General features: G+C 49.1%; 16 protein-coding genes. 1 reads left to right on the top strand and 15 read right to left on the bottom strand.

The window, feature by feature from the left end; genetic code table 11:
- Nucleotides 1-3: 3 nt before the first annotated feature.
- From D3D03_RS15210 to D3D03_RS15190, 5 genes are read right to left on the bottom strand one after another with little or no spacing between them, the layout of a single operon-like run.
- On the bottom strand, nucleotides 4-1467 hold the full coding sequence (locus D3D03_RS15210; RefSeq protein WP_119924062.1) for an ArdC-like ssDNA-binding domain-containing protein: 1464 nt from the start codon (nucleotides 1465-1467) through the stop codon (nucleotides 4-6).
- Between the two features lie 5 nt (nucleotides 1468-1472).
- On the bottom strand, nucleotides 1473-1751 hold the full coding sequence (locus tag D3D03_RS15205; protein ID WP_119924061.1) for a hypothetical protein: 279 nt from the start codon (nucleotides 1749-1751) through the stop codon (nucleotides 1473-1475).
- Complete coding sequence (locus D3D03_RS15200) at nucleotides 1748-2203, bottom strand: hypothetical protein (protein ID WP_050678825.1); 456 nt, start codon at nucleotides 2201-2203, stop codon at nucleotides 1748-1750. Before D3D03_RS15200 ends, D3D03_RS15205 begins: the two co-directional genes overlap by 4 nt.
- A gap of 11 nt (nucleotides 2204-2214) precedes the next feature.
- A complete protein-coding gene (gene mobP2, locus D3D03_RS15195; protein ID WP_119924060.1) occupies nucleotides 2215-3375 on the bottom strand; it encodes a MobP2 family relaxase in 1161 nt (386 codons plus the stop codon).
- Nucleotides 3368-3619 (bottom strand): hypothetical protein, encoded by a 252-nt coding sequence (locus D3D03_RS15190; RefSeq protein ID WP_053451914.1) that lies wholly within the window; start codon nucleotides 3617-3619, stop codon nucleotides 3368-3370. Before D3D03_RS15190 ends, mobP2 begins: the two co-directional genes overlap by 8 nt.
- A 136-nt stretch (nucleotides 3620-3755) precedes the next feature.
- Here D3D03_RS15190 and D3D03_RS16980 point away from each other — a divergent pair, with 136 nt between their 5' ends.
- A complete protein-coding gene (locus tag D3D03_RS16980) occupies nucleotides 3756-3887 on the top strand; it encodes a hypothetical protein (RefSeq protein WP_255415541.1) in 132 nt (43 codons plus the stop codon).
- Between the two features lie 235 nt (nucleotides 3888-4122).
- Here D3D03_RS16980 and D3D03_RS15185 read toward each other — a convergent pair whose 3' ends face one another.
- From D3D03_RS15185 to D3D03_RS15140, 10 genes are read right to left on the bottom strand one after another with little or no spacing between them, the layout of a single operon-like run.
- Nucleotides 4123-4962 carry a hypothetical protein gene (locus tag D3D03_RS15185; protein ID WP_050678822.1) on the bottom strand — a complete coding sequence of 280 codons (840 nt, stop codon included), beginning with the start codon at nucleotides 4960-4962 and terminating at the stop codon, nucleotides 4123-4125.
- The gene (locus D3D03_RS15180) at nucleotides 4963-5520 is read right to left on the bottom strand and encodes a hypothetical protein (RefSeq protein WP_050678821.1); all 558 of its coding nucleotides are present in this window, start codon (nucleotides 5518-5520) and stop codon (nucleotides 4963-4965) included.
- A gap of 13 nt (nucleotides 5521-5533) precedes the next feature.
- Nucleotides 5534-6640, bottom strand: a complete 1107-nt coding sequence (locus D3D03_RS15175) for a lysozyme family protein (RefSeq protein WP_050678820.1) — start codon at nucleotides 6638-6640, stop codon at nucleotides 5534-5536.
- The gene (locus D3D03_RS15170) at nucleotides 6640-8583 is read right to left on the bottom strand and encodes a VirB4 family type IV secretion system protein (protein WP_119924059.1); all 1944 of its coding nucleotides are present in this window, start codon (nucleotides 8581-8583) and stop codon (nucleotides 6640-6642) included. Before D3D03_RS15170 ends, D3D03_RS15175 begins: the two co-directional genes overlap by 1 nt.
- A gap of 7 nt (nucleotides 8584-8590) precedes the next feature.
- Nucleotides 8591-9226 carry a hypothetical protein gene (locus D3D03_RS15165; RefSeq protein WP_119924058.1) on the bottom strand — a complete coding sequence of 212 codons (636 nt, stop codon included), beginning with the start codon at nucleotides 9224-9226 and terminating at the stop codon, nucleotides 8591-8593.
- 4 nt (nucleotides 9227-9230) lie between these two features.
- Complete coding sequence (locus D3D03_RS15160) at nucleotides 9231-9542, bottom strand: DUF5592 family protein (RefSeq protein ID WP_029343412.1); 312 nt, start codon at nucleotides 9540-9542, stop codon at nucleotides 9231-9233.
- Between the two features lie 4 nt (nucleotides 9543-9546).
- Entirely contained in the window at nucleotides 9547-11481 is a 1935-nt protein-coding gene (locus D3D03_RS15155) for a pLS20_p028 family conjugation system transmembrane protein (RefSeq protein WP_119924057.1), read from the bottom strand.
- 15 nt (nucleotides 11482-11496) lie between these two features.
- Nucleotides 11497-11925 carry a hypothetical protein gene (locus D3D03_RS15150; protein ID WP_119924056.1) on the bottom strand — a complete coding sequence of 143 codons (429 nt, stop codon included), beginning with the start codon at nucleotides 11923-11925 and terminating at the stop codon, nucleotides 11497-11499.
- A gap of 19 nt (nucleotides 11926-11944) precedes the next feature.
- Nucleotides 11945-12196, bottom strand: a complete 252-nt coding sequence (locus D3D03_RS15145) for a hypothetical protein (protein ID WP_119924055.1) — start codon at nucleotides 12194-12196, stop codon at nucleotides 11945-11947.
- A 12-nt stretch (nucleotides 12197-12208) separates the two neighbouring features.
- A complete protein-coding gene (locus tag D3D03_RS15140; RefSeq protein ID WP_158583709.1) occupies nucleotides 12209-14578 on the bottom strand; it encodes a VirD4-like conjugal transfer protein, CD1115 family in 2370 nt (789 codons plus the stop codon).
- Nucleotides 14579-14597: the final 19 nt, after the last annotated feature.

Genomic DNA, 14597 nt, shown 5'->3' with positions numbered 1-14597 from the left:
TTTTTAGCGACTTCGGAAATCTTGCTCCGGTACATTGAAGTGACGCGTTACGATCTGTCGGACTATTTCTAAGTCACGATCTTCCGTCGAAACCATCTCGTCGTACCATGCCTTTTCGAGTACTTGTTCGGTCTTCTTACTAACGACTTCTGTGTTTAGGATATGATGGTACGGTCCTATCGCATCATCGAGGACACGGAAGTGTTGGCTGATCGGTTCTTCGCCCGGGATGACGAGCGTATAGGCGACGGTCTCATGTTCGTCGAAGTCACGGTCGTTGGCTTTTGCGAACGGTTCGAAGAAGTCTGTCGCTCCATGGACCAGCATCATTGGTTCGTCAAAAGATGACAGGTCTTGCTGCGTGTCTTGCTTGGCGATGCTCGTCAGGTAAGCACCGACGTCCTCCGGTGAATGTTGCATGATTCGTTCTAAACGTTCAGCTAACGGTAATCCGTGTTCAGTGACCTGTGCAGTCTGTTCGATATACTCAATCATTTTAATCGGTGATGCTTCGCGTTCCAAGATTTGCTCTTTCTCGAGCGCAGTATGGATATCACGGATGAAATGACCGGATGTCTGATGGACTTCGTGCAACAAGTCTTCCTTATCGCGCAAGTCTCTGCCTTGCGTCCAGTTAGCGAGATACGACAATGAAAATTCGTCTGTCGAAAAACCAAAGTGTGCCGCGACCGTGTAAGCGACCATCTCCGCCTGGAATTCCTTCTCATGTGGTTTTAACTCGATTCCGCGTTCTTCATTCCGTTCTATGTTGTGCAGATTGGCATGCGCGAGTTCATGAATCAAGATAGTGACGTTCTCGATGTCCGAGTTGCGGGGATTCAAGGCGATCGCGTTCAGTTCTGGATAAAAGCAGCCTTTTGCCGTACCAAGCTCGTTCAGTGGCTGGTCGAGTATTTTCACGTCTTGTGTCTCGGCAATCCCGTTCAACGCGCGGCGAAACGTTTCCACCTCACGAAGCGATCCATTTCGATGATAGGAAGCGAAGAGCTCAGAGACTTCGAGTCCCTTCTCCCGAGCATCGGTCTGTGTGTACTCGAAGACATGACCAATCTTATAGTACATCGCTTTCCGTGTCGGAAGAGAACCTTCCTTGGCGCGTTTTTGCTCCGTCTTCGTCGCATCCTTCCACGCCACCCAATCCGTTTCTCGTTTGATGAACGTAACAGGGGAGGGGACGAAAATCTTGATTCCTTTCTCTCCTTTTTGGACTTGGACACCTTGCTTCTCCCAGTAGGCATAGGAACCGACGGCACGTGCGCCTTGGAACTGTTCTTCGATCAACAGCATGTTCCGCGTCGAGTAGCGATGGAACCGGCTCATGAAGTCGAGGTGTTCCTTGATGCTCTCCTGACTGACGAAGTGGGAGGCGAGCTGCGTCTCCATTTTATCGGTTAACGCTTGGACTTCCTTCTGGTAATCCTCACGTGTTTTCTTCTTGTATGCCATACCACTCACGCTCCTTCCGACGAAACGTACGAATCAGCAGCACCTTCAAAATCGTTCAACTCTTCTAATACCATCAAGTCGTTAACCAGTCGATCCAGTAGTAGATGACGGCGATCACGTGATACCGGGAGTAATACCAAGGGTTCTTCCTGTAAGAGTTGCAGTAGCTCGTGTTCCTCATGTGAAAGGGGAATGTCATAGCGCGTTTGATGAATCATGACGGCGACATGAGTCTGATGCAGTTCGAGAAGTATGGCGAGTGTGAAGGCTTCGAGTCGTCTCATTTGTGGATCATCCTTTCTTCGTCTGAATGCTTATATTGCTTTCGTTGGTCGATTCGCTTTCTTACAGCCGTCTCTGCCGTCTCAAGAAACGAGGGACGGTATTCGGTCGTCGGGATGATGTCCTCGATGCTCTCCGTCTGCATCAGGGCTTGTAGCAATTCGATCAATACCTGTGTTTGAAGGTCTGTTTGTTGGACGCTCTTTTGTAACGGAGAAAGACTTTTCGTGATCTGTTCTTCCCAGAACGACGTCAACGCTTGTTCAATTTGTTTCGAGACGGAACGACTGACATAGTTCAAGTCCCATTGCTTTTTGATCATCTCCTGATAGTCGCGGATGATGTGATCGATTGCCGGACCAATCCCAGACAACCGTTCTCTCTCCCGGTATTCCTCTAAAAATTCAGCGGTCACGGCACTCATCTTGATTCGGACTTGTTTTGTTTCCTCCACTGCCCGTCACCTTACCTTTCGTGTTGGACTTCCTGTTCAAGTTGTTCAAACGCACGCTGATTCTTGATGTGGTCCCATTCATCATTCATGTGTCGTCCGATTCGATAGAGCGTCTCTTGCATGATCCGTTCACGTCGAAACGCTGCTTGGATGTTTTGTCTAGGTGAGGATGTCTTCATCTTCGCAAGCTCCTGAGGTGACTTAGACGATTCACGCATCTCTGACAGGATGGCGTTTCCCATCCGCGTGTAGAGATCCTGTTCTTTCGTCTTCCGGTAAGTCGATGCTTGAGATGCCGATCCGTAACTTCGCTCGTAGAATGCGACCTCCGTATCGAGTCGTTGCTTGAACGCGGCGTGTTCTTTCTCGAAGTGCGTCGCAAGATATGTGTCAGTCAATTGATTGAGTGAAGGACGCAGTTCTTGAATGCCGTTCATGTTGTAGTACCACTGCCGTTTATCATCCGGTAGTCGTTTCTGAATCGCTTTATACTGGCGTACGAGTTCCGGATGTAGCATGCGATTTGAAACGGATAGTGTTGCATGATTTCGTTTGTGCGCGAGGACTTCATCACGGATGAAGGCATTCAACTTCTCCTGTTCCCGTGTCCGGTCGGCAAGCGTATGGACGATTTGTGCCTTCATTTTCTCGATCGTTTTCGGTTTGCGTTTGCCGCGTTCGCGTGGATGCATCGTCTCGACCGTCGCGACATGGACATGGATGTTGTCCGTGTTGTAATGGATGGCAGCGGTCCATTCCGCGTGCAACATCTGTTCCTTTTCGATCATCAAAGCGGTCGCGTTCCGTGTCGCCTGCATCAATCGTTGTTCATCGATGTAACGATTTTCTTTGACGCCGACTTCCTGTAACCAGGCTTCATCGAACGAGATGACGTCTTGCCAGAGGATGCTGCCGTTCTCTTGTGCCCGTCGGAAGATATTGCGTAACTGCTCTCGTTCCTTCGCATTCAATCGGTTTTGCGTTGCCGTGAACAGGCCGCTTGATTTCAGTTCATCTTCCATATAGTCGTGATAGTTTTCAAATTGATGCGACCGCGCTTTCGTCTCCGGACGATCGATGTAGCTGAGGTAGGTCGTATAACGACGCGCACGTCGTGTTGCTTGCGGTAACTTGAACTTCGACTTGATGATGACGCCCGGAATGTTACTCATCCTGCATCACCTCACGGAAGAGTGTAGTCAAGAGTTCGAGTTCGGTTGCACTCCGCTTCAGATGCAAGGTATTCGCTTCGAGCTGTCGTTCGAGGCGTGCGACCTGTGTCGACTGGACGCCGTCTGCACACCAGGTGGTCAATAATCCTTTCAATAATTCTTGTCGGGAACACATCTGCTTCTCCGCCTGTTCGTCGAGTTGTTTGACGAATCGGGGGTCGATGTCACGAATCAAGAGATCCATTCGTCTTCCTCCTTCCATCAGGAAAGTCAGTCTTAATGATTTAAAAAATGAAAAGTTTTCCGAACAATTCACTCGTTCCTCCTGTCATTAGAAGTGAGAAAGGTGATCCTACTTAGAAAAAGAACGGAGGAAACATATGCAATCCATCATCGAACACGGTTACGCACTTGGAGAAGCCGTGAGCGTCTCCTTGATTGTCGAACTTTGGAAAAATATCTGGTCGAAGATACAGCATCATGAGATGAAAAGAGTCAAAAAAGTGACGTAACAGAATCGATCTAAGCGTTGATGAAGGTCGATAGAATGACTAAATGTACGTCGATTTTTTTAGAGGAGAAAAACCAAAAATAGTTCAAAACCGTAAAAAAGAGCATAAGGGGAAACTGCTATCACGGAGCGTGCTAGCCTAGGCGGAGCCTAGTGTTTCCCTGATATCATCAAAATCGCCAAAAGGTCACACCGCGTGCCACTAAAAACGACATTTTGGCACGGTGTTTGCCACCTTACCATTTCAGTTCACGTGCTTTAACAAGTAGCTGATTCTGTCTTTTTTCTTCTTGCGTGAGTTGTTTTTTCAATTCCGTTTGTCGTAACAGTGCGTCTTCTTTGTCCCGCTTCAGATTGAAGATTTCATCCTCACGTTCGACTTGTTCATCGAGTGTCAGGTCGGGTAAGGTGGCTTGTTTCGTCTCGATATCCTGTTCAATCTGTTGGATGAGAGAAGCTTGTTCCGCCTGTTCGCGCTTCATTCTCTTGATCCGTTTTTGACTTTGCAGGTGCTCGTCAGCGAGAAAAAGTTGTGCATAGTCATCTGCTTGTTGAATAGAAAGTGACATCTTTAGGACGCGTCGCTGATCCATATAGAGTGATTCGACGAGAGAATCTTCTCGCTTCGTAGCACGCAACTTATCGAGTGACTGTTCAGGCTTCATGACATACAAGCGTAGTGCTAGTTGGTCAAAGTCACGCGGTACATCTTCGATTTCGAAGACGTAGTGCTCGTCCTGCTGATAGACGACACGAACGCGTTGCTCATCCGTTGGTCGTTCCTTATAGGCGATTCGTGCCACAAGCTTTGACGCGTAATCTTGAGGTTGATCGAACTGGAGACGGACGCGCATTTGTTTCCGCTGCACATCATGGGACCAATCGAGAAGCGTGACGGTCTGTCCATTCGTCAACCGTTGTTCTTCGCCGATGGGTGTCGCATTGATCGGTTGTTCCTCAGCAAAGAAGAGGGAAGAGAAACCGAAAAACAGAAAACCAATCAAGAAGAACAGACCTGTTCCGAGGTACAGTCGTGACCAGTCACGGGTCAGCGTCTTTCGTTTTCCTGGATGCATTTAGACACCTCCTGACGTTTGAAGGCTCTTCATCTGATCGACGACGTACCGTTTATTTTGATGCGTAAAGGTCAGTTCAACTAATTCTTCAGACGTCTCTTCATAACCATTGGCATCGATCGTCAACGTCCGTTGGAAGCGGACGAGACAATGCTCCGGATCGTCCCGATTTGGAAAGACTTCGATGTCCGAGACGGAGGCGGTGAACTTGTTATCGCTTCTGCTACTCGCAAACAGCGTCCGTTTAATGGACTCCGACATATACTGATCGGCTTGTCGTTTGCGTGTTGGATAGGTCCCATCCTCCCATGTGAAGGCGAACGTGATAAAGCGTTCCGCGCTCTTCGAAATGATTGAATTTTGTTCTTGCTCTTGTTCATTAGTTGAGATGGACGGATCTGACACCGTCGTTTTTGGTAACACACTTTTCTCGTCTTTCTCGACGATTCGATGCGATTCATCTGCTGCCATCGAACGATATTGATAGACATTGGCACTGATCGACAGCAACAGACAGAACAACACGAGCCATAGGAGATGACGACTCGTCAATGCCATAGTTCATCCCTCCCTATAGCGAAAACAGTGGTGCCGGATCAATGTGACCGGACCAATCACTCGTCTTAAATTCGATGTGGAGATGATTGCCGGTCGAACGTCCGGTCGACCCACACATCCCGATCGCTTGTCCAGCTTCGATCTTTTGCCCCGTCTTAACCTGGCGTGCAGAAAGGTGGGCGTAAGCGGTGATCCAGTCGCCTTGTTTGATCTGAATCAGTTGCCCATACGGTCCGCGTAAACCGCTATAGGTGACGGTACCGGAGCGAACGGCGTGGACGGTATCCGTATCGTGGCAACTGAAATCGATGCCCGTATGGATATCCGTCTTTCCGAAAACGATCCGTGACCCGAAACCCGATGTCATCTGCAGTGGGATGTCGAGCGGAGCATGAAGTTTCCCTTTAATCGGTCCTGTCTTGCCTTCCGCTAGTACGGTCGGTGTAAGATAACGGAGGACAGCATCGACATATTCGATGTCACCGTAGCAGGCTTGATGCTCGATCGCGCTCGGACGATGACACTGATAGATGCCGCTCTTCTTGACGCGTTGGTACATCATCTGTGAAAAAGAAATCGCGAGTTGTTTCGTATAGCGTCCTCCATTTTCTTTGACGTAATCGATGAAGCCACCCCCGAAGTTGTAACTCTGGAGCGTCAGCTTGACGTCCTCGTTCGCTTGCCGGAAGACAGATGCGAAGTGCTTCACGCCGTAACGAATGCTCTCGTCAGGAGAGGTGATGCAACCAATCCGTCCGCACTTCGATTCACTCGCTTGCATCGGATCGTTCCCGCGTCCACCGCTTTCTTGCATCATCAACGCAAGGACGACGTTCGTCTGTCCCTCGAGTTGCTCCTTCTTCAATTCACGCGAAATCGCTTCCCGGTATTGTAGAACATCATCACTGACTTGTAGGCTTGCGTCCGAGTAAGCGATCGGTGTCTCCGTTGCTTGTTCGTTCTCGATCCCGGTCAACGTATCGAGAATCCCTGCGACGATGATGATCAGTAGGAGAATAAGAAGCGCGATTCCGAGAGCGATCAGACGATACTTTAAGGTCAGGAGCCGCCATTTCATCCGGACGGCGACGCGTGCCGACTGCCGGACCGTACTCCACATCAGGCACCACCTCCGAACAAGGTCAGCTCCTCAGGTGAGACATCAACATCAAAGATCAGCGTCTTCACACCGGAGATACTGAGGACGATCCGTCCCGTCTCGAGCGACGGGATCAACCGCGTCTCACTCTCCGTCAACTGTCCGTCGAAGACGGTCTGGATCGTCGGGATGCTCTCGGCATCCTGCTCGCCGATGAACTTATACTGCGTCAGCTGGAACAACGTCTTGACGTTCTCTGCGTTCTCCGACTTCGAACCGGTCGGGACGAAGTCCGTGATCAAGTGGGAGGCGAAGAAGATGCCACCGAAGTATTTCCGTGCTTCCCGCATGAACTGTTGTAGATAAAGGATCGCCGGTTGGGCGATGTCACGCGTATTGATTAGGTGATGTGCCTCATCGATGACAATCAGATATTTGAAAGCATCCTCAATCAATAGCTCACCCTGGTTGTAGCTACGGAGTTGTCCGGCACCGTTGAGGATCATCCCGTCCCACAGCATGTTCATCAGGTTGAAGACCTGTGCCTGAAAGATTTCGTCTTTCAGATTGGTCAGGTTGCGTAGCGGGAACGAGACAATCGCTTCCTCGTCAAATCGCTCGATCGAGGAATGCCCGTCGAAGATGTTGCCGTAGTTGTGAACGAGGTTCGTAATCGCGAGCTCGATATTCTCAAGACGGCGGACACGGTTCGTACTGATCGTCTCGCGAATCGTCGTCCGCGAATCGTCCGCATACAATTCAGAGCGGACGAGCGCTAAGAAGTCAGAGAAGACCGGATAGGTGTTTGCAGGGTGCGTCGTGATTGGCGCGTCACCGTCCTCATTCCAGAGCCCTTTCTCAAGGTAGAGTTGCCGGAGCAGGATTTCGAACTCGTTCGCTTCTTCTTGTGTAGCTGCTGGATTGATGTAGTGATAGAAGACCGCAATCTTCGATAGATGTTGCATGAACGAGAGTGCCTCATCCGCCGAGCCGTCGGCATGTGTGACCGTCTTATAGACATGGAGCGGATTGATCCGTCCGGCAGAACCGTCAAGTGCGATCTCCTTTCCACCGAGCTGTCGTACGAGGTCGGAGAACTCGCCCGTCACGTCTAAGATGCGAACGTGATTCCCTTTGATCGCTTGATCGAGGACCGTCTTCTTGAGCAAAGTCGACTTCCCGGAGCCCATCTTACCGATCATCAAGGCGTTGTAGAACTTCCGCTGCTTGTCCTTGTGGAATAAGTCGAAGATGACGCTTCCGTTCGTATCGGTCGTCCCGTAATAGGTCCCAGTCGGATCCTGTAGCGACGTGAAATGAAACGGATAACCTCCTGCGATTGAGAGCGACGGAATCTCTTTCCCGCGACGACGGTTCGGTAGCTTTTGTTGTTGCTCGTAGCTGAGGAACAGGTTCTGCCATTCCCATTCCTGTTCGTTCAGGAAGACGGTTGCACGGAAATTCCGCGCCTCCAGTTCCTCCATCACATCCTGGACTTGGCGTTCGAGTACGTCGAGTGTCTTCGCTTTGACATAGAGCCGAAGGTGCAGATACTTCATCGTCTCGCCCTGCGTGATCTGTTCGTAGAGTTCATTCAGTTCCTTGTAGGTCTCACGTGCATCAATCCGGTCGACATTATCCTTCGCGTTCTCGTAGCGCGTATTCTGTTCGGCCATCGACTTGTTGATGGTCCGGATCATCTCCCGTTTATCCGCCGTCCCGATGTCGAGCGTCGTCAGGACACCGGGGAGGTTGAGGATTGGCTCGAGCCAGAAGTCGTAGACGGTCGATTGATACTTATAGACATGAAGGCAAGCGAGATAACCGTCGCCGGTCCGGACATAGTTCGGCTCGAAGCGAATTCCGCCTTGCGGTTGGATGGTTTGGACGAACGTCGGATTGTAGCCATTCTGTCGTTTGATCGTCTCCGGGTCTTGCTTCCGTAGGAAACGTGTGCGCCACATGACATCATCACTCCTTTCCGTCCTGAGTCGGTTTCGTATTCGGGTTGTGCAGCTGGAACAACACATGCATTTTCTGTTCGAGCGTCAGTTCGACCATCGGATTACTGCGCCGGAGCAGTTTCGTCAATTGATGTCGTCGTTCTCGCAGCATCGCCTCATCTGGCGCATAAAAAAAGAGGAGATAGTCGCGATTGGTGCGATGCTCCTCAAGGTAGATCAATTCCTGTTTCTTCTTTTGTAGGAACGGTCGATAGGCAGTGTTTTGGTTTTGCCGTAGCTGTCGTTCGATACGCTGTTTCTGTTTCTCCAAATTAAGTGGTGTATTGAGCGGAATCACCTTCAACGGATGAATATATGCCTGCAACAGATAGGCGAGGGAGAAGATATCATGGTCCTTCTCCGTCTCGGACAACCCGTAGATATCCTTTGAAGTCAGCTGAATGATGTCGCAGAATGTCCCGTCCTGCATCTCGAACCCATCGAGCGCCGTGGCATCAATGATTGGTAGCAGAGAGGCGACAGAAGGCGGGATCCGGATGCGTTTTTCCTTCCGTGTTGGAGGTGTCGTCAATTGCATCTCATCGAGCCAAGTAATGTCTGTCGTCGGAATTGTTTTAGATCGTTTCTCTTCCGATAAACTCATGCCATCACGCTCCTTTCGATCCGTCCTTACCGTCTGTCAATGCGATATACGTGTCTTTCTTCTTCATCAGCGCGTAATAGAGCACGTGAATCATCCGTTTCTCTGGATTCGTCGTTGGGCGGATGACGAGGAAGAGTCCGAACGCGACCAGGAAGAATGTGAATGGAAGATGTAAGGCGTCCGGGATGAACGGCAGGGCAATCAACCGGACGATGATCAAAGCGACGAGAAACAGTAAATCATAGAGATAGAGCATCTTATTGATCTTCAGCTCGGTCGTGACTTCGTTCGGAATCCGGTACTGGCGCTGTTGCATGGTCTCACTCCTTTTTCGGGTCTAGACGCGGGACATCGGTCGAGTACATACGGGAAGATTCTGACGTCACGCGTGTCTGTGTTTGTTCGACATGCTTGAGTTCTTTTTGTGTCGTGGTCTCGAGTGTCTGATAGATCGACTTTCGTTGCCGCTGTGTTCCGGATGATGTCTCTTGCGACTCATTGATAGAAGGTGAAGAATTGCTCGCTCCTGAAGAGGAGATAGTAGGTGTTTCGTCTTCAGGTGTGTTAGAAGAATGTGCAAGTACATTAGGTTTCATGTCAGATGTTGATCCTGAGTGAACAGAAGTCGGACTAGGTGCACGAGATCCAATGGGTTGTTTCGACGATGAAGTAGGCTGTGATGCGACAGTTGTTTCAGAGATAGTGAACGCATTAGGTGATGTAGCTGGTTGTTCCTTCATCGATCCATCGGGCACCTTCGATTGTGCAACAGGTGTTTGCGATGATGGCGGAGTAGTCGCAAGTGATTGTGGTGAGACATCGTCCAAACGACGTGGCATGGACTCTTTTGATGTTGTTGCAGTCGGACTCTCCGAACTCGTGTCGTGCGTCGATAAATCAATTGATTCAATGCGTTGGTTCTCTTGTCCGGTTAATTGTGAAGTGCGCTCTGGTGCTTGCGAACGTATTGGCACACTATCGGACGAACGATCCGGACGCCCCGTCGGTGTGCCACCACCTGATGGAGGATTCGGTGGTAACTTTGTGCTAGCAGCTTCTGAGGCGGATGGAGTAGGGCGTGATGTCCTCTTTATCGTCTGTCCAGCGACACGAGCTCCGACTTTTGCCGTACCTTTCCCAACAGCATACGCACCAAGTGCGACACCCCACCCGCGTTTCAGACCCGCATCGATCCCGAAGAGGCGTTCGACCATGTTCGGTCCATCAATCAAGGCAGCAGAGAAAGCAATCAATGCGATCAAATAGGCAAGACCATCGAGTGTATCAGCAAGATAAGCCGTCCCAATCGTGTAGAGCTTGATCGAGACGAAAATCAAGATAATGACGAGGAATGTATTCAGGATGCTTTGAATGACCTTCTTCGTCTTTTGTCCGCTGTGTAAGTCAGCAGGGGCGACTAAAATCGCTAAAACATAATTAAAAGCCAACTCGAACGAAAGTCGAGCCAGCTTGTAGGCAATCGAGAAAAGAGTGAAGCCCATCACGCCAAGCGTGACAAGGATCGTCAGCCAGTTCGGATGATAGCGATAGTAGTACTGGTTGTTCCATTCAACACCGCTTTGATCAAGTTCGCCTAACACAGCCTTTTGTCCATCCCATATTACAAAACTCTCAGAAAGTTTAACTCCTGTGTCAGATAGTGAAAAATCATTTTGATTAAATACCTCATTGACTCTCAGGTTTTTTACTAACGATTCAGGAATGTTGTTCATTTTTTCTTTCTGATCAGCTACTTTGAATTCTTTTTTGTCGTAGAGTACTAAGTCATGAATGTTCTGAAGCAAAATTTTATTTGAAATCGTAGAGTCATTTTCGCTATACAGATCGCTGGACTTAGTTTGAGCAATCGCTTCATCAGAAAAATCATTCACTTTTATCATGGTCGGGGAAAGTAACCCAAGAATTAATAGTGTGATAAATAAATTGATCAAGAATCCTTCACGGTCAAATTTCTTTTGGAAAATGATCAGATAGCCTGTAAATAAAAAGCTACCAGCTAAAAGAACGTACAAAAAAGGTTGAATCGTCTGAACGAATTCAACCACTTCTGGATTATTAAAGAATGTCTTTGTTAACAGGATAGTGTTCGTTACTTCTTCCAATCCATCAATTATGACAGCAAGTCCCCGAACTAATATCCATCCAACAGTCCTTAGCGCATCATTTACAAGATTACTGAGATTAAAAACATCCTCAAGGTCTTTGAACTTTGAAATTAGCTCGGAATCTGTCATAAGATTCACTCCTTATTAACTGTTCTGATCAATAAATTTTTCGACTTCATCGTTCAGTTGAGTTCCAGTAAGAACATTAATATTTAATTCGTCTTGTACTTTACCATCCTTAATGAAGTACAGACGCTCTCCTTTTAATTCGGATGTGTATTCGAAAGTATCTCTATTAACTAATTCTTTTCCATCAGGTTGGAATGTATTGTACATCTTTACTGATGTGTTCTTTTCTTCAGAGATATTTTTAATCTTATTGACGTAACTCTCGAATTCTCCATCAGTTTCTTTTACGACTAATAAAATACCGTCTTTTTTACCATTCATCATCTTATCAACTTCAGAATCTTTTATCTGAGTTAATGTATTCTTCGACGTTTCTTCACTACAACCGACCAAAAGTAACGCAGAGGAAATCAATAGTCCGGAGAGTACTCGTTTCGCTTGCATGCCTCCACCCCTTTTCCGTTTATGACACCTGTTCCGGATCCGTTAAATCACCATTACTGACGTGAACCCGGAAATCGAATGTGTCTATAAGCGTAACAGTTTTTCGGTCGCCTGAGTCTGGGTCTTCTTCCTCAAATACGACGAGGAATCCGTCCCGGGTCTGGATATTCAAGACTTCACCGCGGCGGAGACGCTTTTTATTCTCCTTGATGATGGTTGCGATGACGCGAAGTTCACGCTGGACGCGTTCCGTGCGTGTCAGTTCTGTCATTTGATGCCCTCCTTAGACGCCATGACGAAGTTTCTCGAGTCGTTTGCTGATGATCGTCTTCAAGAAATGGCGCTGGTTGTCGGTCACAGGAATTGTCTTATCTAGGATGCCTTGTTCGAACAGATCAATCGGTAACGTATCGTATTCTGTCGTCTCGAAGATCGAGCGCAGGATTTTCGGCTGCAGGACATCGCAGACGCGCCATTCTGTTGCGTCAGGTGTCTCCTCCTCCGTCTCAACCGTTTTCGATGCAACTGAGGCGCCAAGATGAAACGGAACACGAAGCGTATTCAAGTCGAGATGGGCATGCGCACAGGGAATGACGAGATCGTTGATGGAACGGTCCGTGTTAAAGTCATCCGCCAAGTATTCATAGCGGTATTTCATCGCCGTCCGTCCGGTCAGGAACAGGGGATAGGACTGGATCCGATTCTGTTGTTTGTCTTGTCGCTTGATGACACGGATAATCAACATCTCGCCTTCCTTCAGTCCCATCACCTCGGTTGCCGTCAGCAAGCGTCGACCATCGACACTCTCTGTCTTCGACTTTGAGAGCGAGAACGTCTGTCCGGAACGTGATTTCGTGACAATCGTCTGCTCCCCGAGCTTCTTCGAAATCAATTCTGCCGTCGACTCATCTGCTGTCAGTAGGTAGTGCGTGTTTCCGCAGTTTCCGTCAATTGTTTTCCAATCCTCTCCGTAGAGGTTCTCGAGTTGTGCGTAGGACTGGATGACGAGGTTGAAACGAATGTTCCGACCGAGACAGACGGTGATGATGTTCGCCATCCCTTCAATCGCTGGCATGTTCCCAAATTCGTCGAGTAGGAAGATGACCTGGCGTTCACAACGTCCGCTCGTCGCTTGCGAGGCGACGCGAGCGAGGGAGGTATAGACTTGCTTAACGTACAGCGAGGCGATGACGTTCAGCGTCGGATCGTAATCCGGAACAATCAGGAACACGGCGACGGGGCGCGGATGCTGTCGAATCTCCCGGATGTCAATCGGTGCATCCGTCGTCCAGTCGAAGAGACCGTCCGTCTCGTCTCTCTGACCCGAGAGTGACACGATGTACTGCTGTCCTTCACTTTCTACGGTGATATCAGTATCCACTTCGAGGTTTTCTTCGTGATGGAGTACAAAACTTCCGTCGTCATCCGTCGTCAAGGCGAGTTGTTTCCCGCTTGGAAAGTAGAACGTCAACCGTGACAAGGGAAGGGCACGTCCACGAATCCAACGATTGAAACCAATCAATTTCATATCAAGGGAGTTCTGTGCCGTCAAACGTGCCGTCGCATCAAGCGTAAAGATCCCGAGCTTGGCGTTGGTATTGGCGAGGATGCTCGCGCGCGTCTGCCCACCGGAGAAGTGCAGTGTCGCGTATTGCATACGTGCCGGATGATTCTCCGGAAACGATGCGAAGAAGGCATCGAGTGCCGATTGTTCCTGTCCCATTCCATCGATGACTGTGCGTGAGCCGAGATCGGATAACATCAAAGCGACGTTATACATCGTGATCTTCTCCGGTTCATGTTTTGCTTGTTCGCATAATCCGAGAATCAAAGCGGTGCAAAGGTCCGTCGATGAGTTGCTCCAGAACGGATCCTTTGCCTTCGGATCATGGTAAAGCATATAGGCGACCGAACGGGCATACTGTTGGGCGAGAGAGTAGTTCTCGTCCAAATAAGCGTCGATCGTCAGCTGTAACAGGTTGTAGGACATTGATTGCGATGGATTCATCAGGTTCAGGACCTCGACCTGATACCCACGTGCTTCGAGTGTTTCTTTGGAGGCGGCGAACAATTCACCCTTCGGATCATTGATGATCAGGCTTGCTTGGCGTTCGGCACGACTATAGAGATCGATCGTCGAGAAGACGAACGTCTCGCCTTTCCCGGAACGAGTCGTCCCGATGACAAGATTGTTGACAGCACTGTCATCGATGTAGAGGCGATCACGATAGCGCCCGACCGGAACACCTCCGGATCCGCTGTAGGTCTCCTTACGATCCGGTACGTCCCGATACTGCTGTTTCAGCTCTTGAAACGTCGTGAAGCGGGCACTTCCCTTCTGTGCAGCCTTGAGATCACGGAAGTTGAGCCAATACTTTAATAAGAGAAATCCTCCTAAGAGGAAGCAGACACCGAACAAAGCGAAAGCGATGGAGGTCGACCAAGCGAGTGTCGTCCACCAACTCGATTCGTACTGAAGCGGAGAGCCGGTCGTCAACTTCCCGTCCTGGAAGAGATTTTGGATTGTCTGCTGCAGGAACTGAAACGCCACATTGAGTACTAAGAACAATACAATGGGTAAAGCGATCAAAAAGGTGAGACATCGCCACAGCCAAGCGGAGGTAACGAGAGAACGAAGTGAGAAGTTCATCATTATTTCAGTCACCACACTT

The sequence above is a fragment of the Exiguobacterium sp. RIT452 genome (genome assembly GCF_003598705.1).
Classification (GTDB): domain Bacteria; phylum Bacillota; class Bacilli; order Exiguobacteriales; family Exiguobacteriaceae; genus Exiguobacterium_A; species Exiguobacterium_A undae.
Note: the sequence above shows the minus strand (reverse complement) of the source record. Positions and strands in the feature narration are given on the sequence as shown.